The organism is Psychrobacter sp. (assembly GCF_041554015.1).
Taxonomy (GTDB): Bacteria; Pseudomonadota; Gammaproteobacteria; order Pseudomonadales; family Moraxellaceae; genus Psychrobacter.
The window spans coordinates 1-25,656 of the sequence record NZ_JBFFMS010000025.1; the positions used below are offsets into that span (position 1 = coordinate 1).

The 25,656-nt window shown below is 43.1% G+C and carries 20 protein-coding genes and 4 tRNA genes; 11 read left to right on the forward strand and 13 right to left on the reverse strand.

Annotated features, from left to right (window positions below; genetic code table 11):
• The 9 genes from ABYU67_RS07750 to ABYU67_RS07790 form a co-directional block, all read right to left on the reverse strand.
• Window positions 1-122, reverse strand: a 122-nt coding sequence (locus ABYU67_RS07750) for a GTP-binding protein (protein ID WP_372844461.1), incomplete at its 3' end; no start/stop codon positions are given.
• A 481-nt stretch (window positions 123-603) separates the two neighbouring features.
• Window positions 604-678: transfer RNA gene (locus ABYU67_RS07755), tRNA-Thr, on the reverse strand.
• Between the two features lie 117 nt (window positions 679-795).
• Window positions 796-869, reverse strand: a tRNA-Gly gene (locus ABYU67_RS07760).
• 85 nt (window positions 870-954) lie between these two features.
• Window positions 955-1,038, reverse strand: a tRNA-Tyr gene (locus ABYU67_RS07765).
• Between the two features lie 65 nt (window positions 1,039-1,103).
• Window positions 1,104-1,179, reverse strand: a tRNA-Thr gene (locus tag ABYU67_RS07770).
• Window positions 1,180-1,460: 281 nt separating this feature from the next.
• A complete protein-coding gene (locus tag ABYU67_RS07775) occupies window positions 1,461-2,489 on the reverse strand; it encodes an FHA domain-containing protein (protein ID WP_372844429.1) in 1,029 nt (342 codons plus the stop codon).
• 82 nt (window positions 2,490-2,571) lie between these two features.
• Window positions 2,572-3,426, reverse strand: a complete 855-nt coding sequence (locus tag ABYU67_RS07780) for an RsiV family protein (RefSeq protein WP_372844430.1) — start codon at window positions 3,424-3,426, stop codon at window positions 2,572-2,574.
• Between the two features lie 203 nt (window positions 3,427-3,629).
• Window positions 3,630-5,225 carry a peptide chain release factor 3 gene (locus ABYU67_RS07785; protein WP_372844431.1) on the reverse strand — a complete coding sequence of 532 codons (1,596 nt, stop codon included), beginning with the start codon at window positions 5,223-5,225 and terminating at the stop codon, window positions 3,630-3,632.
• Between the two features lie 158 nt (window positions 5,226-5,383).
• Window positions 5,384-6,274, reverse strand: a complete 891-nt coding sequence (locus ABYU67_RS07790) for a hypothetical protein (protein ID WP_372844432.1) — start codon at window positions 6,272-6,274, stop codon at window positions 5,384-5,386.
• A gap of 287 nt (window positions 6,275-6,561) precedes the next feature.
• Here ABYU67_RS07790 and ABYU67_RS07795 point away from each other — a divergent pair, with 287 nt between their 5' ends.
• From ABYU67_RS07795 to ABYU67_RS07810, 4 genes are all read left to right on the forward strand, one after another.
• A complete protein-coding gene (locus tag ABYU67_RS07795) occupies window positions 6,562-6,975 on the forward strand; it encodes an Ohr family peroxiredoxin (protein WP_372844433.1) in 414 nt (137 codons plus the stop codon).
• 324 nt (window positions 6,976-7,299) lie between these two features.
• Window positions 7,300-10,170 (forward strand): DNA polymerase I, encoded by a 2,871-nt coding sequence (polA, locus tag ABYU67_RS07800; RefSeq protein ID WP_372844462.1) that lies wholly within the window; start codon window positions 7,300-7,302, stop codon window positions 10,168-10,170.
• Window positions 10,171-10,349: 179 nt separating this feature from the next.
• Complete coding sequence (locus ABYU67_RS07805) at window positions 10,350-10,877, forward strand: hypothetical protein (RefSeq protein ID WP_372844434.1); 528 nt, start codon at window positions 10,350-10,352, stop codon at window positions 10,875-10,877.
• A 164-nt stretch (window positions 10,878-11,041) separates the two neighbouring features.
• Window positions 11,042-11,413, forward strand: coding sequence for a hypothetical protein (locus tag ABYU67_RS07810; RefSeq protein WP_372844435.1), 372 nt, complete (start codon window positions 11,042-11,044; stop codon window positions 11,411-11,413).
• 104 nt (window positions 11,414-11,517) lie between these two features.
• Here the strand turns inward: ABYU67_RS07810 and hemH are convergent, their stop codons facing one another.
• The gene (gene hemH / locus ABYU67_RS07815) at window positions 11,518-12,537 is read right to left on the reverse strand and encodes a ferrochelatase (RefSeq protein ID WP_372844436.1); all 1,020 of its coding nucleotides are present in this window, start codon (window positions 12,535-12,537) and stop codon (window positions 11,518-11,520) included.
• A 431-nt stretch (window positions 12,538-12,968) separates the two neighbouring features.
• Between hemH and ABYU67_RS07820 the strand changes: the two genes are divergently transcribed.
• The 4 genes from ABYU67_RS07820 to ABYU67_RS07835 all read left to right on the forward strand — a co-directional run bounded on the left by ABYU67_RS07820 (window position 12,969) and on the right by ABYU67_RS07835 (window position 17,344).
• The gene (locus tag ABYU67_RS07820) at window positions 12,969-14,381 is read left to right on the forward strand and encodes a homoserine O-acetyltransferase (RefSeq protein ID WP_372844437.1); all 1,413 of its coding nucleotides are present in this window, start codon (window positions 12,969-12,971) and stop codon (window positions 14,379-14,381) included.
• Window positions 14,378-14,995: a methionine biosynthesis protein MetW gene (gene metW / locus ABYU67_RS07825; protein ID WP_372844438.1), complete on the forward strand. Its 618-nt coding sequence runs from the start codon at window positions 14,378-14,380 to the stop codon at window positions 14,993-14,995. The genes ABYU67_RS07820 and metW overlap by 4 nt, the downstream gene beginning before the upstream one ends.
• Window positions 14,996-15,396: 401 nt before the next feature.
• Window positions 15,397-15,978 carry a tetratricopeptide repeat protein gene (locus ABYU67_RS07830; protein WP_372844439.1) on the forward strand — a complete coding sequence of 194 codons (582 nt, stop codon included), beginning with the start codon at window positions 15,397-15,399 and terminating at the stop codon, window positions 15,976-15,978.
• Window positions 15,979-16,345: 367 nt separating this feature from the next.
• Window positions 16,346-17,344, forward strand: coding sequence for a rhodanese-related sulfurtransferase (locus ABYU67_RS07835; RefSeq protein ID WP_372844463.1), 999 nt, complete (start codon window positions 16,346-16,348; stop codon window positions 17,342-17,344).
• A gap of 122 nt (window positions 17,345-17,466) precedes the next feature.
• Here the strand turns inward: ABYU67_RS07835 and serA are convergent, their stop codons facing one another.
• Window positions 17,467-18,693, reverse strand: a complete 1,227-nt coding sequence (serA, locus tag ABYU67_RS07840; RefSeq protein WP_372844440.1) for a phosphoglycerate dehydrogenase — start codon at window positions 18,691-18,693, stop codon at window positions 17,467-17,469.
• Window positions 18,694-19,090: 397 nt separating this feature from the next.
• Here serA and ABYU67_RS07845 point away from each other — a divergent pair, with 397 nt between their 5' ends.
• The gene (locus ABYU67_RS07845; protein ID WP_372844441.1) at window positions 19,091-20,533 is read left to right on the forward strand and encodes an FAD-binding oxidoreductase; all 1,443 of its coding nucleotides are present in this window, start codon (window positions 19,091-19,093) and stop codon (window positions 20,531-20,533) included.
• 142 nt (window positions 20,534-20,675) lie between these two features.
• Here the strand turns inward: ABYU67_RS07845 and ABYU67_RS07850 are convergent, their stop codons facing one another.
• Complete coding sequence (locus tag ABYU67_RS07850; protein ID WP_372844442.1) at window positions 20,676-21,305, reverse strand: BLUF domain-containing protein; 630 nt, start codon at window positions 21,303-21,305, stop codon at window positions 20,676-20,678.
• Window positions 21,306-21,826: 521 nt separating this feature from the next.
• Between ABYU67_RS07850 and ABYU67_RS07855 the strand changes: the two genes are divergently transcribed.
• Complete coding sequence (locus tag ABYU67_RS07855) at window positions 21,827-23,464, forward strand: nitrilase-related carbon-nitrogen hydrolase (RefSeq protein WP_372844443.1); 1,638 nt, start codon at window positions 21,827-21,829, stop codon at window positions 23,462-23,464.
• A gap of 141 nt (window positions 23,465-23,605) precedes the next feature.
• A complete protein-coding gene (locus ABYU67_RS07860) occupies window positions 23,606-24,157 on the forward strand; it encodes a protein disulfide oxidoreductase (protein WP_372844444.1) in 552 nt (183 codons plus the stop codon).
• Window positions 24,158-24,251: 94 nt separating this feature from the next.
• On the opposite strand, the gene ABYU67_RS07865 is transcribed toward ABYU67_RS07860, so the two are convergent.
• Window positions 24,252-25,610: an NCS1 family transporter gene (locus tag ABYU67_RS07865; RefSeq protein WP_372844445.1), complete on the reverse strand. Its 1,359-nt coding sequence runs from the start codon at window positions 25,608-25,610 to the stop codon at window positions 24,252-24,254.
• Window positions 25,611-25,656 lie beyond the last annotated feature (46 nt).

Below are 25,656 nucleotides of genomic sequence, written 5' to 3' on the forward strand. Positions count from 1 at the left end.
CCAGAGGTGATTGCAGCTACGGTTGCGATTGCTGCGGTAAGGGTGGTTTTACCGTGGTCAACGTGTCCGATGGTTCCGACGTTAACGTGTGGTTTTAGACGTTCAAACTTGGCCTTTGCCATGGGTATTTCCTCTTTTTTTGGTGAATATTTATCAATCAAAGATCGGTAAATAACTGTTTGACGGCTTATGATGCATGACCATCAAACCGTTGACACTGTGTTTTTTCTATTAAACTAACATCTATTAGCATACTAGCGATCACGCTATACTGTCTTTGCGATCGATATCTTAGCTGTTAAGCATATAAATAGAAGCATTATACGTGCTTTTCAATCCATTGCACATGACAAGTTAATATACCGTACTGCTATCGCCCTACTTTATACAAACGCTTGTCCATTCAACCTGTTATACAGCTTATTTGCTAGGCAAATATAACATTTAACGAACTGACAGCGCAAAAAGGCAACACCTCAGTGTCACCTTTAAATTATGCTCTGCCACACTGTCTGTATAATTTTCGATATTTTATAATTTTGATACCAATACTGAGTTATAGACAAACATTAGCAATGCGAATATAAATCATGAAACAATAAATGGAGCTCATATCGAGAATTGAACTCGAGACCTCTCCCTTACCAAGGGAGTGCTCTACCGCTGAGCTATATGAGCATATTTTTAATAATTACAGTAGCCAACCGCTAAGTTGCACTAAAAAAAATATCACGATACAGCAATAATAACTGACTGTCGTGATGGGCATTGATGATTTGTGCAATGGTACATATATGGAGCGGGTGGCGGGAATCGAACCCGCGTCATTAGCTTGGAAGGCTAAGGTGTTACCATTATACCACACCCGCATTTACTCTTATCTGGGCTGATTCTAATAAAAAATCATGAGTTGATATAGAGTATGCTTGGCGCTAAGACGTGCTTAGAAAAATATGGTGGTGGGAGAAGGATTCGAACCTTCGAAGCTTTCGCGACAGATTTACAGTCTGTTGGGTTTGACCGCTCCCCAATCCCACCTAGATTGCTTGATATAAAATCACTTTAATATAAAGTCAATTCATAAAAAGCTACTTTGAGAGAGATGGTGCCGACTGCCGGGATCGAACTGGCGACCTACTGATTACAAGTCAGTTGCTCTACCAACTGAGCTAAGTCGGCTTGTTCTCTCAAAGTGGTGGCTATTCTATCAAATATTTTGACAGACGCAAGCTCTTTTTTAATATTTTTGGCTTTATTTTAATAAATAATCTCAAGCAGCTGATTATAAAAGGTTTTTTGTTGCTCAAAAATAGCAACTTTTGATCCTCTTATTCTAAAGCTCCATCTTTTAGTCAAGAAACTTCAGTTAAGACCTTTAGTTAAGACCTTTAGTTAAGACCTTTAGTCACTTAACTCTTTTGCCATAATTATTAAAAGTTAGCCTGTTTACTAAAAGCTGTCTATACCATGCCTGTATTAAATAACCACAGTGCTAAGCCAATAATGATAATGGCAACAAACACCCATATAAACCAGCTCCCACTCGGTTTCTTTTCAACCGCGTCCGTATTGGCAGGATTATTGAGCGCTTGGTCCATCGCATTATTGCCTGTGGTACCCAAATCGCGAGATTGACCTAGATTGGCCGTGCCGGAGAATTGGGCGGTGGCTGCCTGTTTTGCACGCAGTACATCCGGATCAGCTTCTTCTTGCAAGGCGGTCTTAGTGGTTTTGTCATGCTCTGGCTCTGGATCAAGAGCAGCCTCAACACTTGGCGCTTCACTTACAGGAGATATCGAGGTTTCGGGCAAGGTTTCTGTTGAGGTTTCTGTTGAGGTTTTAGAGACAGTATCTTGATGCAGGTCAGGCTCAGCCACTAAAACAGGCTGCTCTACGGGCGATTCCTGATGAGTAGGATGACTAACAGGCGTTGACGTGGTTTCTGTCGATACAGCTTTTTCTGCTGGGAGAGACTCTACTTCGCTCAATACCGGTTCAGCTTTATCTGCGGCAGATAAAATGTCAGCGATGCCTGTTTCTTTCTGGACTGGCTCTGCTTCAACAATCGGTGCTATCTCAGTATCAGGACTCAACATTAGGGTTGGTTTATCTGGAGCTACTTGCTCATGAGATGTCGTAGCAGCTGTAGCAGCTAGAGGCGCTATGACCTGAAAGCTAAAGCTGGCAAATACTAGGGTGTCATCTGCTACCAAATGCCGCACTTCATTGGCACTGATACGCTCATCATTAATAAATGTACCGTTTGACGATTCTAAATCTTTTACATATAGCTGACCGTTTAGGACACTCAGCTGCGCATGATTGCGCGACACTTGCTTACTACCTAGTACCAGATCATTATCACTACCTCGGCCCACAGACAGGCTATCAATGACGGTTAAGGTCAGATCACCAAGCGCCTCTGTCAAGGCATTTAGCTGCCATGTATTGGTCGTTGCGGCATTTATATTATCGATATCGTTTGTCATGCGATGACTCCTTATTTATTAAATATATCTTATGATGGTCATTAGCTGATCCACCCCATTTTATCTTACGTTTATCGCTATATTATTTAGGGATAAAGCGCGGCTGTATGATACCGCCAAGTTTATGATAAGGGATGCTAAGCACTGGCATACCATAGGCATAGGGGGCAATATCATAGTGCTGATAACGTATATCCATTCCTTTATCCGTCAATGTCACGTTATCACCTAAGGTAAATGGCCAGTTTTTCTCATAGCTCTTAACATCCTTATCGACCGTTTTTACCCAGTCCTTATATGCATTATAGGCCAGCGCTTTAAACTGTGGTTTTTTACCGCTTTGTAGCATATCCGCCAGTTTCACTTGCTTTTTTGTCTTTTGATCAAACACCAGATATTCGCTATAGGGCATTCCATGGGCGCCGCCCGTAAAGACATATGAGCTTATCTCGAACATCTCAAGATCATTAATATGACCCACATATTCAGGTGTTACTATTAGGCTATAAGCCAATGCGCTGTCCCTCGGTAGCTCATTAAGCTGCGAGGCGGCAAAACCATCAAGTGCGCTTTTGACAGCGGCTGGCGTGGCTTTGGTAGTGATAGGCGCAGATTCAGACGGTTTACTGTTTACAACAAGCGTATTAATGCGCTGATTGGCGATATCGTTTAGCCATTTATGATTGGTTTTAAGGTACTTAACCTCAAGCTCAGGACAATTATCACGCGCCGTGCAGGTTTCTTGTATCTTTTTGGGTAACTGATAATCAAGATATTCTGTGCTACTAAAAAGACTGCTGGCATGCGCTGAAACGCTCAAAGCACCAAACAATAACGCACCACCTACTACTGAACATAAGCGCAGTCTATCAGTGTCCATAGCGGACGGCTGAGCAGACTCCGATGGAATAATAGGACGCTGGTTCGCGGTTTTCATATAACCTCTTTACTATATCTAAAAGATTTAGTGATATTCTACCGTAACCTTTGTCCTATATTGTAGGAACACTGTTCGTGTTTTTGGATGTTCACGACTGCTAAAAAATCAGTGTGATAGGCTTTAGAGCGCTCATAAAAAAGACACGATAGCGTGTCTTTTTTATGGCTAATTTATGATTAAGAAAAGTAGAATGCTGGCTTTTAATGCTCACGCGTATTGCTAAACGTCACTTCTGGATAACGATCTTGCATCAGCTGCAAGTTCACCCGGGATGGCGCAAGATAAGTCAAATACCCGCCACCATCTATCGATAATTGGTCATGGGCTTTTTTCTTGAATTTCGCCAGTGCCACTTCATCATCACAATGAATCCAGCGTACCGTCGCAATCGATACCGGCTCAAAGATACATTGTACTTTGTACTCTTCTTTGAGGCGATGGGCGACCACCTCAAACTGCAGCACACCGACCGCGCCCAAGATCAAATCATTATTAATCTGCGGCATAAAGACCTGTGTGGCGCCCTCTTCACTCAGCTGCTGTAGACCCTTTTGCAGTGCTTTTGACTTGAGCGGGTCTTTTAAGATTACACGGCGGAACAGCTCAGGGGCAAAATGCGGAATACCGGTAAAGTTGAGCTCTTCCCCTTCTGTGAAGCTGTCACCGATAGAGATGGTGCCATGATTGTGCAAACCGATGATATCACCCGGATAGGCTTCTTCTAACGCCTCACGATCCCCTGCCAAAAAGGTTAGAGCATCAGCAATACGTACGTCTTTACCCAAGCGCACATGCTTCATCTTCATGCCTTTTTCGTATTTGCCTGAGCAGACACGTAAGAATGCAATACGGTCACGATGGCGCGGATCCATATTTGCTTGAATCTTAAACACAAAACCACTAAAGCTTGTCTCAGTCGCTGCTACTTCACGTTCATTGGTCGGATGCGCTTTTGGCGGTGGTGAATATTTTATCAGGGTATCAAGCACCATATTGACACCAAAATTGCCAAGCGCAGTACCAAATAATACTGGCGTCATCTCACCCGCCAAAAACTCATCAACATCGAAATCTTCTAGCGCCATCTGTACCAACTCAAGTGACTCTTCAAACGAGGAAAACATCAGTGCCCCTAGGCGCTCACGGATATCAGGATAATCGTAGCCCTCGCGAGTTTCAGAAACGGTAATCTCGCCGCCATGACCTTTTTCATACAGATAGGTTTTATTTTCAGTTAAATGATAGACGCCAACGAAATCTTGACCCATACCGATAGGCCACGTGATAGGGATACATTTAATCTTTAAAACCGCCTCAATCTCACTCAGCAGCTCAAGCGGCTCACGGATTTGGCGATCGAGTTTATTGACAAATGAGATGATGGGCGTATCACGCATCCGGCATACTTCCATCAATTTGATGGTACGTTCTTCGACGCCTTTTGCGCCATCGACCATCATCAATGCGCTGTCTACAGCAGTCAAAGTACGATACGTATCTTCACTAAAATCGGCGTGACCTGGGGTATCTAGTAGGTTAACGACATGCTCTTTATAAGGAAACTGCATGACCGAGGTGGTGATAGAAATACCGCGCTCTTGCTCCATGCTCATCCAATCTGATGTCGCATGGCGATCTGTCTTGCGCCCCTTGACCTCGCCCACTACCTGAATGGCTTGACCCCATAGTAGCAGCTTTTCGGTCATCGTCGTCTTACCAGCATCAGGATGCGAGATGATGGCAAAGGTGCGGCGCTTAGCCACTTCTTTATTTAATTTCTTTGAATCTACGCTCATAATTATTGGCTTCAACGTTGTGTCATTTAGAAATCAATCTAAATAAATAGAGTAAACAATGGGCGTATTGTAGCGGATTTAGCGCCAAGGTGCAGAATTAGCGCATAAAAAAACACTCTCTATTCAGCAAATAAAGAGTGTTTATAAGATTTTTAAGCTTAATAATGTTTTGTGATTTGGGTGGCTAAAAAGTCAGCGGCCACTTTATTAACGATCGTACAATCGACAACGCCACGTATACTATCTTGGTTTGGAATAGATGCAGCACTATTAACAAAGTCTGCTTCATAGATACCACCGTCGTAGTTGACGCCGTTATAGATATACTCTGGGTCATTATTAACAGCAAAGAACTTAACCTGTGCTGCCTTTTGGCTATTGTTAAAACCAATATTAATTCTGGTGGTACTAGATTGACGCTTATCATTGAAGCGTTGTTCAGCATCACTAACCCAGTTATCTAGCGTTTTAAATCCAGTCTTATCCTTAACATCAAAGACAAAGAACGAGCGCTCGCTAGTGACCACAGGGATATAACATATTGAACCACTCGGAAAACCAATATTATTCGGTATTTTAGTATAGTTGTTTAAATCGGTAAAAATACCACGGCGATTGGCATAGCTATTACTGGCATCATAATCACGCGCATCAACACCCGATAAATCCCGTGTTCTATAGATGGTTTCAAATTTGAGTTTATTGCTGCTGTTTTTCTCATAAATAGGACGTTTAACAAGCCGACCATCTACCTCAATATGTTTATCCTCAAGCGTTCCTTCAAATTTATCCCCTAGTACCACTGATAGGTCTAAATCATCTAGGTTTTGATCGTAACTACCTACAATATTGATTTTTTTAACACGGCGGGCGCCTGTATTGTAAGTTGTGTCAATACGCGCAATCGCATTTGAGCTGCGTTCTATGGTACTTACTGTCAGCTCATTACTACCGCCTGAACCGAAAATAGCATCTTCACCCTCGCCGCAGCCTATCAGCACAGACGCCAATAATGAAAGTGCTATAGGGGTTATGATCAATTTATTCATCGTCTGGCGTCCTTTCTGAAATGCTGATATTAATTATTGTCAGTATGTTATCTCTGCTTTATGTCATCAGTTTACCCTACTGCAACGATGAGTTATAGCAAACTTAGGTTTTGTTTTATAAGCTTAAAAGGCAAACTTACAAATTCATAGCATACTTTTACGGCCACTATATAAAGCTCTGCTCCTCCTCTGGTATGCTAGATGGGCTATTTTATAATTGGCTATGACAAGACTTGCAAAATACTGTCTAAAAATGATGGAAAACAATTTATATAAAAGGATAAATTATGGAAACCCTATATTCAACCAAAGCATCTGTTACAGGCGGTCGTGCCGGTAAAGCGAGCCTTCAAGACAGCGATTTAACCATCAATATGGTGGCACCTGGTTCTGATAAAGACGGCAATAACCCAGAGCAATTATTCGCTATGGGCTATGCGGCTTGTTTTGATGGTGCACTTGCTGCCGTTAAAGGGGCAGAAAAAGCAAAGTTTGATTCTACTACCGAAGTATCAGTAGATTTAAAGAAAGGTGAAGGTCTAGACTTTAAATTGGCCGTTAAAATCCATGTCATCGGTGAAAATACAGAGCTATCAGCGGATGAATTTCAGCAATTGGTTGAAAAGGCCAATAAGGTTTGCCCATATTCTAAAGCGACCCATGGCAATGTTGATAGCGAAGTAACCTCAGAAGTAAAATAAGCTGCTAATAACAACGATAGTCGTAATAATAAAAAGAGCTCAGTTGATCTGGGTTCTTTTTTTTATAGATTATCATTAGAGTGCAGACAACGTGGCTTCTTATCACGTTATGCACTCTATTGGTTCATCATCCATTCGGCACGTGGCAGTTTTATCGTTATCACGTGGCAGTTTTATCGTTATAATGAAGGTATCTGTTTACCCAATACTTGCTGCCCCATATTTAATAAGTGACTTTTTATGACTGCCAACGACCACAACTCTCATACGCCTATCAATCCAAATACGCTACCGAACTTTGCGACGATGCCAAATGTGGCGACGATGGACACCGCGCATGTGGACAAAAACCAGCCACCTTTTATCTTGGTTGATGGCTCTTATTATCTGTTTCGCACTTATCATGCGCTGCCAAAAACCATGCAAAACTCGCAAGGGCTCATCACTAATGCCATACGTGGGACGTTGAATGCGCTACTAAAGCTCATGCGCCGCTATCATCCAACCCATATGGCGGTTTGTTTCGATACCAAATCGCCGACCTTTCGTCATGCCATGTCTGAGGAGTACAAAGCCAATCGTCCAAAAATGGATGTTGAGCTTGCCGAGCAGATTCCTTATATCCACAGTTTGGTTGCCGCTTTAGGAATCCCATTACTACGTATCGAAGGCGCAGAAGCCGATGATATCATCGGCACCCTTGCCTATCGTGCGGTCGCCGAAGGTCATCATGTGGTTATCTCAACTGGCGATAAAGACATGATGCAGCTGATTAATGACTGCGTGATATTAGAAGACAGCTTTACCGGTAAGATTACCGATAGCGCTGGTGTGGTTGAAAAATTCGGTATCAATCCTGAGCAGATGATAGATTTTTTGACGCTCATGGGTGATTCTTCTGACGGTATTAAGGGCGTGCCCGGTATTGGTAAAAAGACTGCTAAAGATTTGCTAAATGAATATGGCACTATCGACAATATGCTCAAAAACGTCGCCAATATCAAAGGACGCGCGGGCAAGAATCTGCTCGAATATGCAGATGACATTCCATTCAATGCGCAATTGGCGACTATTGTTACCGATTTAGAGATTGGTCAAGATTGGCAAGATTTAAAAATAAATACCGACCCATGTGCTCATATCGATGAGCTACGAGCTTTATATACTGAGCTTGAGTTTAGAAATGAATTGGCCTCGCTTGATCACCCCAATCATCCTGCCAATGGTTCGCAAAGTGTTGCTCATAGTCAGGCGGATGCTGAGTCACAAGCACAAATCGCTAAATCCTTACAATCAAGCACGATGGGTGATATCACCGACAGTAAAAGTCATGATAGAGCGTGGCATACAATTTTAGATGAGCCTGCTTTTGAAAACTTAGTTGAACTATTGGCAGAGGCGCCGCATTTTGTTATCGATACCGAAACCACCAGTGTCTATTGGCGTCAGGCTGAATTGGTTGGTTTGTCTTTTGCGGTAAAAGCGCACGAAGCCTATTATGTACCGCTCACGCATAATCTAGAAGGCGATGAGCTAACCGCAAAGCAACTTGATCGCGATACGGTATTGGCGCGCTTAAAACCTATCTTGGAAAATCCAAGCATCGGTAAAATCGGTCAACATTTAAAATATGATGCCCATATTCTCAGTCGTTATGATATCGACTTGGTAGGCAGCATTCATGCCAGCCCTAATAACTGGGCGATGGATACCATGCTTGCCAGCTATGTGATTAATGCTGCGATTATTCGCCACGGTATGGATGACTTGGCACGCCATTACCTGCAAACGCAGACAATCAGTTTTGAGGATGTCGCTGGTAAAGGCGCCAAACAAGTCACCTTTGACCATGTGGCGATTGATATCGCCAGCGACTATGCTTGCGAAGATGCCGATATTACTTATCAGCTGTTTGATTTGTTTAGCGAAAAATTAGCAGCTGACGACAATAACGCTAAGTTGCTACACGAATTAGAGATTCCAACCGCCAAAATACTCTGCCAAATGGAAGCAAACGGTATTTTAATCAAGCGCCCATTCTTAAATGAGCTATCAAAACGTTTTGATGAAGAAATCATTGCCCTTGAAAAACGTGCTTATGAAGTCGCTGGTGAGGAGTTTAATCTCGGCTCACCAAAGCAGCTTGGTGAGATGCTGTTCGAGAAGCTTGGCGTTGCTGGCGGCAAAAAGACCAAAACCGGTCAATACTCTACTGGTGAAGCGGTGCTCTCAAAGATTGACCATCCATTAGTTGATATCACCTTAGAATATCGTGGCCTCTCTAAGCTTAAAAGCACCTATACCGATGCGCTTGATAATGTGGCAGATTCTGAGACTGACCGTGTACATACCAGCTATCATCAAGCGCTGACCAGCACCGGACGTTTATCATCTACTGATCCTAACTTACAGAACATTCCGATTCGTACTGCTACTGGACGTCTGATTCGCCAAGCTTTTATCGCACCAGAAGGTCGCGTTATTTTAGCAGCGGATTACTCGCAGATTGAATTACGTTTAATGGCGCATTTCTCAGGTGATAAAAACCTGACCCATGCTTTTAATGAAGGGCTAGATATTCACGCGGCCACCGCAGCTGAAGTGCTAGGCAAAGAGGTTACTGATGTCACCGCCACTGAGCGACGTAATGCCAAAGCCATTAACTTTGGCCTCCTCTATGGTATGAGTGCCTTTGGACTTGCCAAGCAGCTACAGATGAGCCGTAGTGAGGCGCAAGACTATATCGATATGTATTTTGAGCGCTATCCTGGCGTCAAAGACTATATGATTAATACCCGTGCCAGCGCTTATGAGCAGGGCTATGTCGAGACGATATTGGGACGTAAGCTTTATACCCCTGATATCAATCACAGCAACCGTATGGTTAAGCAAGGCGCTGAACGGGCAGCGATTAACGCCCCATTACAGGGTTCTGCTGCTGACCTGATTAAGCTTGCCATGATCGCCGTTGATAAAGTGTTACCAAAAGAGCAGGCAAAAATGCTACTGCAAGTACATGATGAGCTGGTGTTCGAAGTCGATAGCGACAAGGTCGATGAGATTAGCCAATTGATTACTGATGCCATGCAAAATGTCCTCACGGCGACAGCGGTTGAAAAAGGCTGGAATGTTAATTTTGCGGTGCCACTACTGGTTGAGACGGACAGTGGTCAAAACTGGGATGAGGCGCATTAGATTAGAAATATTAATAATAGAATTTTACTAATTAGTTATTATTAATAATACTATATTGTTCAAATTGGCGTTATAATAAACGCATATGAATTTATCTGGTCTTAATGAGATAATTTGCAGTTTAAAGTGAGCCTTTGGGTTCACTTTTTTATTTCTTAAAAAATCAGGAGCCCCTTGTTTTGGCTACAGATGGCATTATCGAAATCCCCGGCATTATCCTATTGATAGCCTGTATATTACGTTGTGTGCAATACATGGTACAAAGTAAGAGCAAGCAAGGTCTTTATTTTTGGTTAGCATCCGTACTGACGTTCTTTGCGGTGATTCGCCGTGAGTTAAACTATTTACCTGAGCTGTTGATTGCCAGCGATTTTTCAGTGCTAAATCATTCCTATGACTGGTGGGAAGATGCGCTGCTGCTTATTATTTATCTGCTTATCGTAGGTTTATTGGCATATAGCTGGCGTTATCTTTGGGCTATTTTAAAGTCTGTGCCAGTTTATTTATATCTTATGATAGTGGGCTTGGCGCTGCTGGAGTATATGGGTGAAAACGGCATTATGATTCCTCAAGGTTTGGGAGAAATCGTTGAAGAGTTGGCAGAAACTGGCGTTTACGCGATTGCTTTGGTGTATATATGGCGTTTTAAACCGCTGATGTTTGAAGCGCTTTTATTAAATAAGCTTTATGCAATTTGTAAAGCCTAGTCAGTCGCCATTGTTTTGATGACACAAGGACTGATTCTTACATAGTTTTAACATCCTGTGACACCTTACTACTAGAGGCAATGATGATAAGCGGACAAAATAGCTATACGACTATTTTTTAAACGCTACTAGATTTATTGATTATAAAAACTAAGGATAACAGTATGGAACACTCAAAAACCCCGCTACCAGAAGAGATGACACACATCGAAGGCGATGAAAAGCTTGATAATGATATTGAAAGTGATGAAGATCAAGATGACCAAGATAGCCAAGGTAGCCAAGAAGTTGATTTAGACAACCCTATGCTACATGTTATCGAGGATGATGACTTTGACGATGATTCAGGATTTAATAATTCGCAAGTCGGTAGTGATGCAACCCAAGGTCTAACACCAGTACACTATCAAAATATCGACGAATCACGTATCGATGAGCTGCTGATCGAGGAACATCTAGATGACAGAAAGTACCCTGATATTGTCGCGATCGCTGATAGCGATGCGGCAAAGTTAAGCCACGATAATGACTTGTAAAGCTTTTCTTAATTTAAAGGCTCTCCTTTAAAAAGTGAGTTATAAAAAAATACCGAACCTGATGTTCGGTATTTTTTTGAGTGTACATTGGATATTAAAAACGCTTATGCCCAGCCATCTAGTGTTCCTGCCCAGCCTTTTACCAACGGCGTACTCATTGCCTCTAACAAGTCTATATGTGCTTCATCAGCATTGAGCGCTGGAATATAGTGGTACTCTTGTCCGCCAGCATGCAGGAAAGTCTCGCGGTTTTCGATAGCAAGCTCTTCCAAAGTTTCTAAGCAATCTGCTGAAAATGCAGGGCTTAAAATTTGTACCGAGCGCACGCCCGACTGACCCCAGTCTTTGAGTACCGCATCGGTATATGGCTTGACCCATTCTTGTTTACCAAAGCGCGACTGAAAGCTGATAATCCACTCATCTGGTTTTAGACCAAGCTCATGAGCAACTTGTGCAGCGGTACATTTACAACGCCTTGGATAAGGATCGCCTTTATCCGCATAAGGCTGCGGGATACCGTGGAAACTAAACATCAGCTTTTCAGGTTTGCCATGTACTGCCTGAAAGCGACGAACACTATCTGCCAGGGCTTTGATATATAAAGGATGGGCAAAATAGTCTTTGACTATCGTCATATTGGGCAAATTACGCTGCTGCAGCGACCATTTGGTCATCGCATCATAGACAGCACCTGTGGACGTTGCTGAATACTGCGGAAAAACGGGCAATATGACAAAATGATCCACCCCTTCGCCACGCAGTTTGTCCATCACATCAGGCAAACCCGGATTGCCATAGCTCATCGCCGCATGGACAGATACACTAAATGGCGCAGCACTTTTGCTCAAACGCGCTTGTAACCTCTCAACTTGCGCGTTAAGGATAGTACGCATCGGTGAATCGCCATCCCAGATGCTTGCATAAGCTTCTGCGACCCGTTTTGGGCGACTTGGCAGCACAAACAGATTGAGGATAATTGCCCACAAAAACTTAGGTATCTCAATCACGCGCGGATCGGACAAAAACTGTTTGAGGTAGCGACGGACGGCAGGCGCGGTCGGCTCATCTGGTGTACCAAGATTGACAAGTAAAACCGCAATACGGGGAGGCAGTTCAGGTTTCATAGCAGCCCTGTTTTATAATTAAGTTGATTAATAAAGCTCGATAAAAGATTGTTAAGACAATGTTAAATAAGCACGCGCTTAGTGTAGCATTTTACCCCTTCATAACGCATTGCAAAAGCACCTTTATACAATTTGACACGCAGTTATTGCCACTTGTCTGCGTCTTACCTAAGTCGATTGCACCCAAATCTGGTTCAATGACATGGCGTTTTTTCAATTGGCTACATGATATCGGAACCAAACATAAATATCTGTGCATGAAAGTCTGTGCGTGAAGGTTGTACTCATATGCGCATCGCCCTACAATAGGCAAGCGCATTGCCAAAAAAGTAATGTAGATAAAAACCATTCAAAAAGCACTGTCGATTATATAATCGATCGACATAGTATCCTTTTTATTTTATTGATGATTGTTGTCTTGCGAGGTAGCTTTGAACGCACGCCCTGATAATACCAGTGACCAGTCCGCCACAGATAGAACCAATGCCACGTATGCTGTTAATCATAACCAATCATTAACGTCAGTTGGTATTGTTACGCCTCAGATTTTTCATTTTGCTGAGCCATTGACTTTAGAGTGTAATCGTACTTTGCCATCGTTTGATTTGATTATCGAGACCTATGGCACGCTCAATAGCGACAAATCAAACGCGGTACTCATATGCCATGCATTATCAGGCAGCCATCATGCGGCAGGCTATCATAGCGATGAGGACAAGAAGGCTGGCTGGTGGGACAATATGATTGGCCCCAATAAGTCCATCGATACCAATCGATTTTTTGTGGTCTGTGTCAATAATATCGGTAGCTGTTTTGGCTCGACCGGTCCAACAACGATAAATCCCGATAGTAGTGACGCCCAAGTTTATGGTCCTGACTTTCCACTGGTCACCATCAAAGACTGGGTCAAAACCCAAGCGATGCTCTCAGACCGTCTTGGCATTGACGTTTGGCATGCTATCGTCGGTGGTTCCATGGGCGGTATGCAGGCGCTGCAATGGTCGGTCGATTATCCCAATCGGTTAAAACGCTGTGTGGTCATAGCTAGCACACCAAAGCTCTCTGCCCAAAACATCGCTTTTAACGAAGTGGCACGGCAGTCTATTTTATCCGACCCTGATTTTAAAGAGGGACGTTATCTACAAGCGGGCACCTACCCGCGTCGCGGGCTCATACTGGCGCGGATGGTCGGGCATATTACCTATCTGACTGACGATGCGATGAAGGCCAAATTTGGTCGTGATTTAAAATCTGGCAAGTTTATGTATGGCTATGATGTCGAGTTCCAAGTCGAAAGCTATCTGCGCTATCAAGGCGAACGCTTTAGCGAAAACTTTGATGCCAATACCTATTTGCTTATGACCAAAGCCTTGGATTATTTTGATCCGACGCGCGATTATCCATTAGAATCTATTGAAGACGCCTCTACCGTATCAGAACCTCTGGCGACCTCCCTTGCTGAGTCAGTAAAAGCAGATAGCAGCGAAGATGAGCTAGCAGGCACTTTAGCTGACAGTGCGGATATCGACCATATAAATGTAAGCAACCATCAAGAGCTGACCGCATTGAAAGCCGCCTTTGCTCATACTGAGTGTCAGTATTTAGTGGTCTCTTTTACCACAGACTGGCGTTTTGCCCCTGAGCGCTCACAAGAGATTGTCGATGCGCTGATGGCGACTGGTAAACCGGTCAGCTATATCAACGTCGATGCGCCGCACGGGCATGACTCGTTCTTATTTGATATTCCACGTTATATGGGCGCTGTCAAAGGCTTCCTGAACGCAGAATTTATGACGGATAACCGAGACCAAAACAGCCAGCAAAAATTAGGAGCGCGCTCATGAGAATGGATCATCAATTGGCTGAGCGCTGGATTGCCCCGCACTCACATGTGCTCGATTTAGGCTGCGGTAATGGTGAGCTGCTTGCGCATTTACAACAAAATCGCGGCGTCACCGGCTATGGACTTGAGATTGACGAAGAAAAAATCAATGAAGCCATCGCTAATGGTTTATCTATCATTGAGCAAGACCTAAATGATGGGCTGGCACGTTTCGCTGATAACAGTTTTGATACCGTTATCATGGCACGGGCGCTGCAAGCGGTAAAATCACCTGATGTACTGCTGCTTGATATGCTACGTGTTGCCCGCGAAGCTGTTATCACCTTCCCCAACTTTGCCCATTGGCAAAACCGCCTTCATTTGGGGCTTAAAGGGATGATGCCTGTCTCAGAGGCATTGCCTTATGAGTGGTATAACACTCCTAATATTCACCTATGTACGTTTAAAGATTTTGAGCAGCTTTGCGCACAGCATGATATCCATATCGTCAATCGTTTTGCCGTTAGTGATTCTGAAAAAGGTCATACACCACTGATGAAAACCCTGATACGCCAAGCCCCCAATCTATTAGCAGATGTCGCTATCTATCGTGTCACCAAACAAAAACCTGAATAATAGCTTGTCTAATTGGCATTAATTAAAGAAATAACCCAGCTTAAAAGTACAAGTTTCAACCTTAAGGACAGCTTAATCTATTCTTACACTTAAGTAACTCTATGATTTTATTGAGGACAATGCGGTATAGGTAGGCATTAAATCATGTAATTAGTATTTGAGTTTCGTAAGTTTGGGTGTTAAGCTAGCGAAATAGTGTCAACTGCACCCCGATTTATACCGTTTATCGGCGTTATTAGCGTCTCTTGACACACATAAAGATTAATTATATTGCTAATAATTAGGTTAGTTGGTCTTGCAATATGTCGCCTAATTGTTATCACCGTCTAATTGTCTGTAGCCAGATAATGTTTAGCGGGACAATTTTTTTTGCTTATTAACTGCCTAATTTTGGAGCTGCTATGAAATTATTAAAAGCTGCGTTATTTACTGCCTTATTTTCTTGTGCAGGTTTGGCAAACGCTGAGTTAATATCGAACGTACCACTTGATACCTCACGCTTTGAGCTCATGCCCGTCAGTGAGCTGTCGAACCGTGCTGCCCAAGGTAACGATCATGCTCAGTTTTATTTAGCCAAGCGTTTACAAAAAGGCGAAGGTATTGCCAAAAATACCCAGCAAGCCATTCAGTGGTATACCAAAGCGGCGCAGCAAGGCGTTGCCCCTGCTCAGCTTAATCTGGCCATTATGTATCTACGCGGTGAAGGGGTTCAACCTAATCTGCAACAAGCGCGTCTTTGGTTAGAAAAAGCGGCCATGCGCGGCGATAACCGTGCCAGCTATACACTTGCATTGCTCGATGAAAAGCAAAAAAATCTGGTTGATGCTTATAAATGGTACGATTTGGCTGCCCGTGATGGCATGCTCGATGAAAAAGTACGTAACAAAGCACGCGGTAAAATCGGTCAGCTCGCATTGAACTTATCAAGCTCAGACATTGCTAGTGCTCGTAGTAAAGCCGATACTTGGTTTCAGAGTAAATAAGCTTTAAGCTGATGTATAGAGCCAATAAAAAAAGCTCAGTATTTTACTGGGCTTTTTTTTGATTGTTTTTATCCTCGCCTATATCTGGCTTAAGAAGGATAAAACCTCCAAAATTTTCCTAAAATTTGCTACACTACGCGCGCATTAGCCAATTCCACAATCGTGCTAGTGTTATAAATCTTACCAACTTATTTTAATCGTTAACGATAAAAAGCACCTTAAACCCAATGCACTAGGTTTGCGACCTAGCCAGCAGGAGAGAAACATGAGTACCAGTCAAGAGAGTCATATTCAAGACATTAATACCGAAAACAGCATCCAAGAAAGCACTGCCACTAATAGCAAAGCAGCCCCTGTTTACGATAGTGTGACCAATAATATCGTCGTTGCCGCACTCTATAAGTTCACGCGCTTTAGTGATTTTGAACAATACCGCGAGCCTATCCTAAATACCATGCTCGACAATGATGTCAAAGGCACCTTACTCATTGCCAGCGAAGGTATTAATGGAACGATTTCTGGTAGCCGTCAAGGTATCGATAATGTCCTAAACTATCTACGTAGTATCGAAGCAATTGGCAGCTTTACCTTTAAAGAATCTTATACCGATGCTCAGCCTTTTTATCGCACCAAAGTAAAGCTTAAAAAAGAAATCGTCACCATGGGTGTTGAAAACATCGACCCGTTACAATCGGTCGGTCGCTATGTAAAGCCAAGCGACTGGAATGCGCTTATCTCTGATCCTGACGTCATTCTTATCGATACGCGTAATGACTATGAAGTAAAAATTGGCACCTTCCAAAATGCTGTCAATCCAAATACTGAAACGTTTCGCGAGTTCCCAGCATACGTGGCAAAAGAGCTGGATCCGACTAAGCATAAAAAAGTCGCGATGTTCTGTACCGGCGGTATCCGCTGCGAAAAATCAACGGCATTTATGCGTGAGCAAGGCTTTGAAGAGGTTTATCATTTAGAGGGCGGGATTTTAAAATATCTAGAAGAAGTACCTGCTAGCGACTCTATGTGGGAAGGTGACTGCTTTGTCTTTGATAATCGTGTCTCAGTCAATCACAACTTAGAAAAAGGCAGCTATGAGCAGTGTTTTGCTTGCCGTATGCCAATTACCCAAGATGAGATGCAAAGCCCTGCCTATATCAAAGGCGAGTCTTGTCCGCATTGTATCGATAAAGCAACTGAGGAACAAAAAGCCCGCTTCCGTGAGCGCGAGCACCAAATGCAATTGGCAAAAAAACGTGGCGAAGCCCATATCGGTAGTGATGTGATGGATGTAATAGAAAAACGCAAAGCCGCTAAAATCGAAGCTCGCCGTCAAGCGGATGAAGCTAATAAAACCAAAGCCGGCTAAATTGACGCCTTAACAATACGTAAAATACGATAAAAAAAGAGAGGCTCTCATAAATAGAGCCTCTCTTTTTTGTTATCCGCTGTTTATAGCGCTAACTATTAATCCAAAATATCACCATAAACTTAGAACAAAATACGCACGCGAATCGTCTCTTGAACGTCTTTTAGCTGATCTAAAGCAGCGGTTGAGTCGTTATAATCGACATCCATAACGAGATAGCCGACGTCGCCTTCTGTCATCAAGCTCTGCGCCAAGATATTGATATTTGCCTCAGCAAACAGACGGTTAATCTGTGACAAAACGCCTGGTACGTTTTTGTGGATATGTAGCAGACGATGCGTGCCTTCTTTAAACGGAATCGATACTTCTGGGAAGTTGACCGCCGTTGCCGTATCGCCTTGATCAGAATATCGCACAAATTTATCGGCGACCTCTAGTCCAATATTCGCCTGCGCTTCTTGCGTTGATCCACCGATATGCGGCGTCAAGATAACGTTATCAAACTTACGCAGCGGTGACTCAAATTCTTCATCAGCAGATTTTGGCTCTTTTGGGAACACGTCAATCGCCGCGCCCAAGATTTTGCCAGACTCAAGTACAGCAGCAAGGTCATCAATCTCAACGCACGTACCGCGAGCGGCATTGATAAAGTAGCTACCATCCTTCATATGGGCAAACTGCTCCGCGCCCATCATATAGCGTGTGCTTGGCAGATCCGGTACATGCAAGGTCACGATATCGGCAGTAGATAATAGCTCTTCTAAGCTACCTACTTGTACTGCGTTACCTAATGGCAGCTTGGTTAAGACGTCATGATAAATGACTTTCATACCAAAGCTTTCGGCCAATACAGACAATTGTGAGCCAATAGATCCGTAACCGACGATACCGATGGTTTTGCCGCGCACTTCATGTGAGTTGGTCGCAGACTTACCCCAACCACCGCGATGGACAGTGGCATTCTTTTCAGGAATGCCGCGATATAGCATGATGGCTTCGGCAAGTACCAACTCAGCAACCGAGCGGGTATTTGAATATGGCGCGTTAAAGACGGGAATACCGAACTCACGAGCGGCGTCTAAGTCTACTTGATTGGTACCGATACAGAAACAGCCGATACCGATCAGCTTGTGCGCATGTTCCAGTACTTCGCGCGTCAATTGGGTACGCGAGCGAATACCGATAAAATGAGCATCCTTAATCTTTTCAATCAGCTCGTCTTGATCCAGTGCATGACTGATATTTTCAATATTTTGATAACCAGCATCTTGCAATACTTTCAAAGCATTGTCGTGCAGACCTTCAAGCAATAAAAACCGGATTTTGTCTTTTTGGAGTGATAACGCCATGTGAGAACTGTCCTATAATTGTCTTATAAAAATCATCTGAGGGATAAGATTGGATGAATGAAACAAAGAGAGCTTGGATATCTTACACAAAATCGGTCGGCGATGTTAGCAGATTAGATGAATTATTGCTTATCAGGCCTGAAAACTTTTTATGCTATAGTGAATCTTGCTATATAAATGAGCAGTTACACCCTTTTTATGCCAGATACCCATATATAGAGGTCGATTGATAACGCTCTATCGTTGCGGCGCCTACCAAATTGCAATAAGATACATGGTTCGTATCCTCTTAATCATACGCAGCATGACAGACATTTAGCCATAGCCATTTGGCTATAATAACTTACATAATAATCCACTTTATCCATAGCGCTCACGTTGATACCGAGATTTGATCATGACTTCTTTATCTAGCCAAACCTTATCCGATACCCATAACGCTGCTGTTCAAACCCTCTTAAGCACTCTGCTTGATACCCATCAGTTTGACCCCAGCCAAATCAAAACCGATAGCGAAAGCTTAGAGCATTGGGGCAAAGACTGGACCAAGCACTTTGCGCCTGCTGCTGCGGCTATCGTCTTTCCAAAGACTACTGAGCAAGTACAAGCGATTGTGCTGCTTGCCAATGAGCACAATGTGGTCTTAACGCCAAGTGGTGGTCGTACTGGCTTGTCTGCTGGTGCAGTCGCTGCCAATGGTGAGATTGTCGTCAGCATGGATAAAATGAACCGTATTGGACAGTTTTATCCTGCAGATCGTATGGTCGAGATTGAAGCAGGTGTGGTTACGCAGCAGCTGCAACAATTTGCTGAATCAAAAGACCTCTACTACCCTGTCGACTTTGCTTCAGCAGGCTCAAGCCAAATCGGCGGTAATATCGGCACCAATGCTGGCGGCATCAAAGTCATTCGTTATGGTATGACCCGTCAATGGATCATGGGCTTGACGGTTGTCACCGGTAAAGGTGATATCTTGCAACTGAATCGCGGTATGGTCAAAAACGCCACCGGTTATGACTTGCGCCAATTATTTATCGGTAGCGAAGGCACCCTTGGCTTTGTTACCCATGCTCAAATCAAACTTGAGCGTCAGCCGCAAGACTTAAACGTCATGGTCTTAGGCATGGACAGTTTTAATGATGTGATGAATGTGCTGTCTGCTTTTCAGGCAAAGATTGATTTAACGGCATTTGAGTTCTTTGATGATGTAGCGATTGATAAGCTGATGGCACATGGTCAAGTACAAGAGCCATTTGAATCACGTACCAAGTTTTATACCCTGCTAGAGTTTGAAGCGCCTTATGAGCCTATTATGGATAAAGCCATGGCGATATTTGAGGAGTGCATGGAACAAGGCTGGGTCGTCGATGGGGTGATGAGTCAGAGTCTGGCGCAAGCAGAGGAGCTATGGAAGCTGCGCGAATATATCTCTGAAACCATCTCCGTATTTACCCCTTATAAAAACGATGTATCGGTATTGATTAGTCATGTACCTGATTTTATCGCTGAGATTGATCATATCGTCAGCAGCAATTACCCTGACTTTGAGGTCTGCTGGTTCGGACATATCGGTGATGGTAACTTGCATCTTAATATTTTAAAGCCTGAAAACATGAACAAAGACGATTTCTTTAGCGAATGCCAAATCGTTAATAAATACGTGTTTGAAACGGTACAAAAATATGGTGGTTCGGTCTCTGCTGAGCATGGCGTTGGTATGACCAAAAAGCCGTATCTAAACTATAGCCGCAGCGAAACTGAGATTGACTATTTACGAGAAGTTAAAAAAGTCTTCGACCCAAATAATATTATGAACCGTGGTAAGATTTTTGATATGTAAGGCATTTTAACTTTATATAGCTTTAGAGTGTTCAACATAAAAAAGATGCTAAACATTAAGTCTAGCGTCTTTTTTATTATTAAGCTGGCGGTACATTATTTAAAAAAGTTATAAATAGAACATGTTCTGAACTTTTTATAGTTTATATATACAGTAGCACCAATCCAACGGCTAACAGTACACTCAAAAAACCTTGGACGACTAAAAAAGCTTGATGCGGCGCAGCGATATGACGCACCATATTGCCAAGGGCATTATAAGTGATACCAGCGGCATTAATATGTGGCGGAGTATCAAAGGCTTTAATGACTTGTAGAAACTGCTCAGTATCGGCAGCGCTCCAATGATGCGGCGCGAAAGGTAAAAAGGGAGAGAGCTGTGCCGCTTGCTTTTTAGCCGCAGGTGACCATAACCAACGCTCCAAAAACAATAAGCGCATACGCCAATCAGTAAAGCTGCGCTGTTTGATAGCCTGTAATAATAATACTTGTACATGCTTATGGCGATTATCGGCAAAGATACGTTGAGTCAGCGCCGCTATTTTGTCTTTTTCACCTTCAATACATTGTAAAAAATGACCGTTGCCGTAGCATAACGTACCTGTAATGCCTTGTTGCTGATTAAAGTTGCGGGCATGGCTCTCTACCTCTTCAAATATCGTCATACTAAAACGTGAGCCAAGCGTCATGCTACTGACGTACACCAATTGTACCAGCGTCGTGTCTTCGAGCTTATTTAACTTACTAAAGACAGCCGTATGCATTTTAGGCATTATTAAAATTTCCTAGCGGAGGTCGGTTAAGGGCAAACGGGCGAGCGGACAAGGTAATTAAGCAGATTCAGTAAAATAGCAAGGTGCTTAATCTCATAAAGACTTATGCTACACAGGATAACAATTCACAAAAACCTAGCAAATACTTACAGCGTTTGACTGTTATTGGCGCAGTAGCTTGATATTATAGCCATCGCGACGCATATCAGAGCTTTAGGCCGCATATATGTAGACCCATAACTATGCTGCATTAAAAAAGCACCTTACTGGCATCATAACACATACATCTACTTCGATAACCTATTGTAAATACAAAGATAAATGATTGTAGCGATTATCAAAGCCTATTGATATATTTTTATCAATATAATTACAGGAAAAGCTCAGGCAGCAAATCTTCCCGCTAACCTTAAGCCGCTAACCCTAATTAATACCGTTATAAAAATTTACCTAAAGCCCTATATAAATGCATGTATGAAAAGCAGTTATTCTCATTTTTAGAAACGAAAGACAGGACCCTTATGAGTAAGATAGAAAAACCAGAAGACTTTCATTTAACCATTGCTGAAATCAAGAAAAAAGACTATCCGCAGCTTAAAGCTTTGATGGACCGTGTTTATGTCAATTTGGGCGGCGCATGGTCAAGAAATACCATCAATACTTTGATTGATGCTTTTCCAGAAGGTCAGATTGCTTTATTTGACCATGATCAGCTGATTGGTATCGTTTTATCTATGCGTGTGGATTATGCAAAATTCTCTAATCCGCACACTTATGATGATTTAATTGGTCATAAAGAGATCATCAGAGACAATCCTGAAGGCGATGCTATTTATGGATTAGATGCGCTGATTGATCCTGAGTATCGCGGTTATCGCTTGGGTCGCAGACTCTATGATGCGCGTAAGGAGCTGTGCCGTCAGTTGAACTTTCGCGCTATCTTAGCAGGCGGCCGTATTCCGAACTACCATAATCATCAGGATTTGACGCCGGGTGAGTATATTGAGGCGGTTGCAGCGCGTGAAATTCATGACCCTGCATTATCGTTTCAGCTGTCGAACGGCTTTATCGTCAAACGTATTTTGACCGCGTATTTACCAGATGACAAGCAGTCTAAAGGTTTTGCGACGTTACTTGAGTGGGCAAATATTTATTATGAGCCTAAAGAATATAAACCCAATACGCGCAAATCTGAGGTTCGTATCGGTGGTATTCAGTGGCAGATGCGTGAAGTGGAGTCGCCAGAGGAGCTGCTGCAACAGGTTGAATTCTTTGTTGATATCATGGCAGATTACAACTCTGACTTTGCCTGCTTGCCGGAGTTCTTTAACGCGCCATTGATGGGTCTGTGTGAATCGACCGATCAGAACGTTGCGATTCGCTTTTTGGCAGGTTATACCGAGTGGTTTAAAAATGAGATATCACATTTGGCGGTCAGCTATAACGTCAACGTTATTACTGGTTCCATGCCATTTTTAGATGAAGAAGATACTTTATTTAACGTCAGCTACCTGTGTCGCCGTGATGGTACGGTTGAGGAGCAACGCAAAATCCATATTACCCCGCATGAGCGTAGCGCTTGGGTGATTGAGGGCGGTAATGAGGTTAAGGTGTTTGATACCGATGCCGGTCGTATCGGTATTTTGGTCTGCTATGACGTAGAGTTCCCTGAGCTTGCTCGCCTAATGGCGCTTGATGATATGGACATTTTGTTTGTACCATTTTGGACCGATACCCAAAACGGCTATTTGCGCGTACGCCACTGCGCCCAAGCTCGGGCGATAGAAAACGAGTGCTATGTGATGATTTGCGGCTCAGTAGGTAACTTGCCGCAAGTTGAAAGCCTCGATATTCAATATGCTCAGTCTTCTATCTTCTCGCCATCAGACTTTGCTTTCCCGCATGATGCGATTATGGCTGAAACAACGGCAAATACTGAGATGGTATTTTTCTCTGATGTCAATTTAGACAAGCTCATTCATGTCCGTAATGAAGGCTCGGTACACAATCTGCTTGATCGCCGTGATGACTTGTTTAGTTTAAGATGGAAGCGAAAATCTAAAGTATCGGCCAGTAAGCTGAGTGAGGATGAGCTTCGAGAAAACTCTGGTAGCGTGCTACTAGGTGATCCATTACAAGATCGGGCACAAAAGTCTTAAGCGCTTACTATCTACTCGTTAATTGATAGTTGACTTGATGAATCATACTCTTAATATGTTAACTATACGGCTGATCATTCAGCCGTTTATTTTTATCTATTCAAAACGACTTATAAACGCCACTTAGCAAAAGCAGCCACTATGACCACCACTATCGATAAGATGACTGAAAAGCCTAAAAAGACGCCTAAGCAAAAAGCATGGGGAATCGTTAAGACTTTATTATTATATGGTTTGATGTTTGCCATTATTTATACTGCTGTTAACTGGTGGCGACAGCCAGTCATGCCCGCCAATCCACAACTGCAATTGATGGATTATCAAGGACAGAGTATTGATTTGGCAGCAATGAGTGCAGATAAGCCAACGCTGGTATATTTTTGGGGTACGTGGTGTCCGATATGTAGCGTGACGTCGCCAACTATCAATACGTTGGCAGCAGAAAATAACTACCCTATCGTTACGGTCGCTATAAAATCTGGCTCTAACCAAGAACTAGCGGGCTACCTTAAGGAGCATAATTATAATTTTACAACGATTAATGACCAACAGGGCGCTATCTTTGACGATTGGCAGGGACAAGTCACGCCCTCTTATGTGATATTAAAAGATGGCGAGATGAGCCAAGGACTTACAGGTATTCAGCCGTTATGGTCATTGAAATTAAGGTTATGGTTGTCGTCAGTTTTTTAAGGGTAGAATCAAATAGTCTTAGCTTAGCTCCTACGTAAAAACCCCTATAGCAGACTTCACTGCTATAGGGGTTTTTACGTAGGAGCTAAGTGTCTTATGACATAAAGCGCTGAGCCGCTGGCATCTTTAACATCAAGATCCAATAGATAGCGCCCGCTGGAATTAAGCTTGCATACCAAGAAATACTTGAGAATAGTAGAGCAACGACAATCCCTACTACCATAGCGATAACAGCTGCCATATTGACGCCTTTATAAGGACCATTCTCATCGTATAGCTTGTCAAGATCTAGCTTTTGCTTACGTAAGAAATAATAGTCAACGACTAAAATGGCAAAGATAGGACCCAAAAATGCGGAGTAAGTTTGAATAAATAAGTTTAAACCAGCAGCAGATTCATCTTTTACTAGCTCCCATGGGAATGTCCCAAAGGCGAGCAAACCTACAATCACCGCAGCGGTCTTATACTTGATTTTAAAAATATCCATCAACGCATAAGCAGGTGGTACGACGTTGTTTAAGATATTGGTGGTCACCTGTGCAAACGCAATAAATAGCATGGTGATGATTAATAAAGGCTTATTATCAACCGCGCTCGAGAACACCTTGATAGGGTCGACTTCACCAGTCGCACTGGTCACCATTACGCCAATTAGCCCCATAAACAGCGTGGCAGGTAGGATAGAGTTTGCATAGATAGCTACTTGACGAAAAAGACCAACGTCTTCTTTTAATTCACGCGAATAGTCAGATACGTTGAGCATCATCGTACTATAAACGCCTAAGAACAGCATGGTTGCGCCCCAAAACGGCGTACCCCATGTCCCTTCTGTATTGACAAGATTGGTCGAAATCACATCGCCGTATTTATTGATCACACTGACAAACATATAAATCAGTGAACCAATAATAAAAATCGAGCCGATGTTTTCAAGCCATTTGATACCATGAAAACCTAAAACCGACAGACCTATTTGTAAAAACTGGAAGCCGATAAAGAAAACGACAATATTACTGTAGCCAAACAAAGCATCAGATACCAAATTTAGGGCACCGGCACCGATCCAACTTTGAAAGCCGAACCAAACGATCGCAGGTACAGAGCGCACCAGTGCTGGTATGCGACTGCCAGTAAAACCAAAGGCTGAGCGGCTTTGTACCATAAAGGGTATGCCGTATTTATGACCCGCGCGACCATTAATCATCAGCGCTGCACCAATAATCGTACAACCAATCGCGATTGCTAACACCACTTGTAATAAGTTCAGCGTACCAACCAAGCCTGAGCCAACGGTGAAAGTACCGATGGAAACGCAGCCACCCAACCAAGCAAATAAATAGGACCAAGAGCCCATAATTCGTGTGGTTTGCGGCGCTAGGCTCTCCTCACCAACCCCTTTATGCTCTACTGTTTTTACGCCTGCCGTAGCAACGGCCCCTTGAATACTTTCCATCACCTTCTCCTTCCTTGAGAATGTTTCATATTTATTAATTAATAGC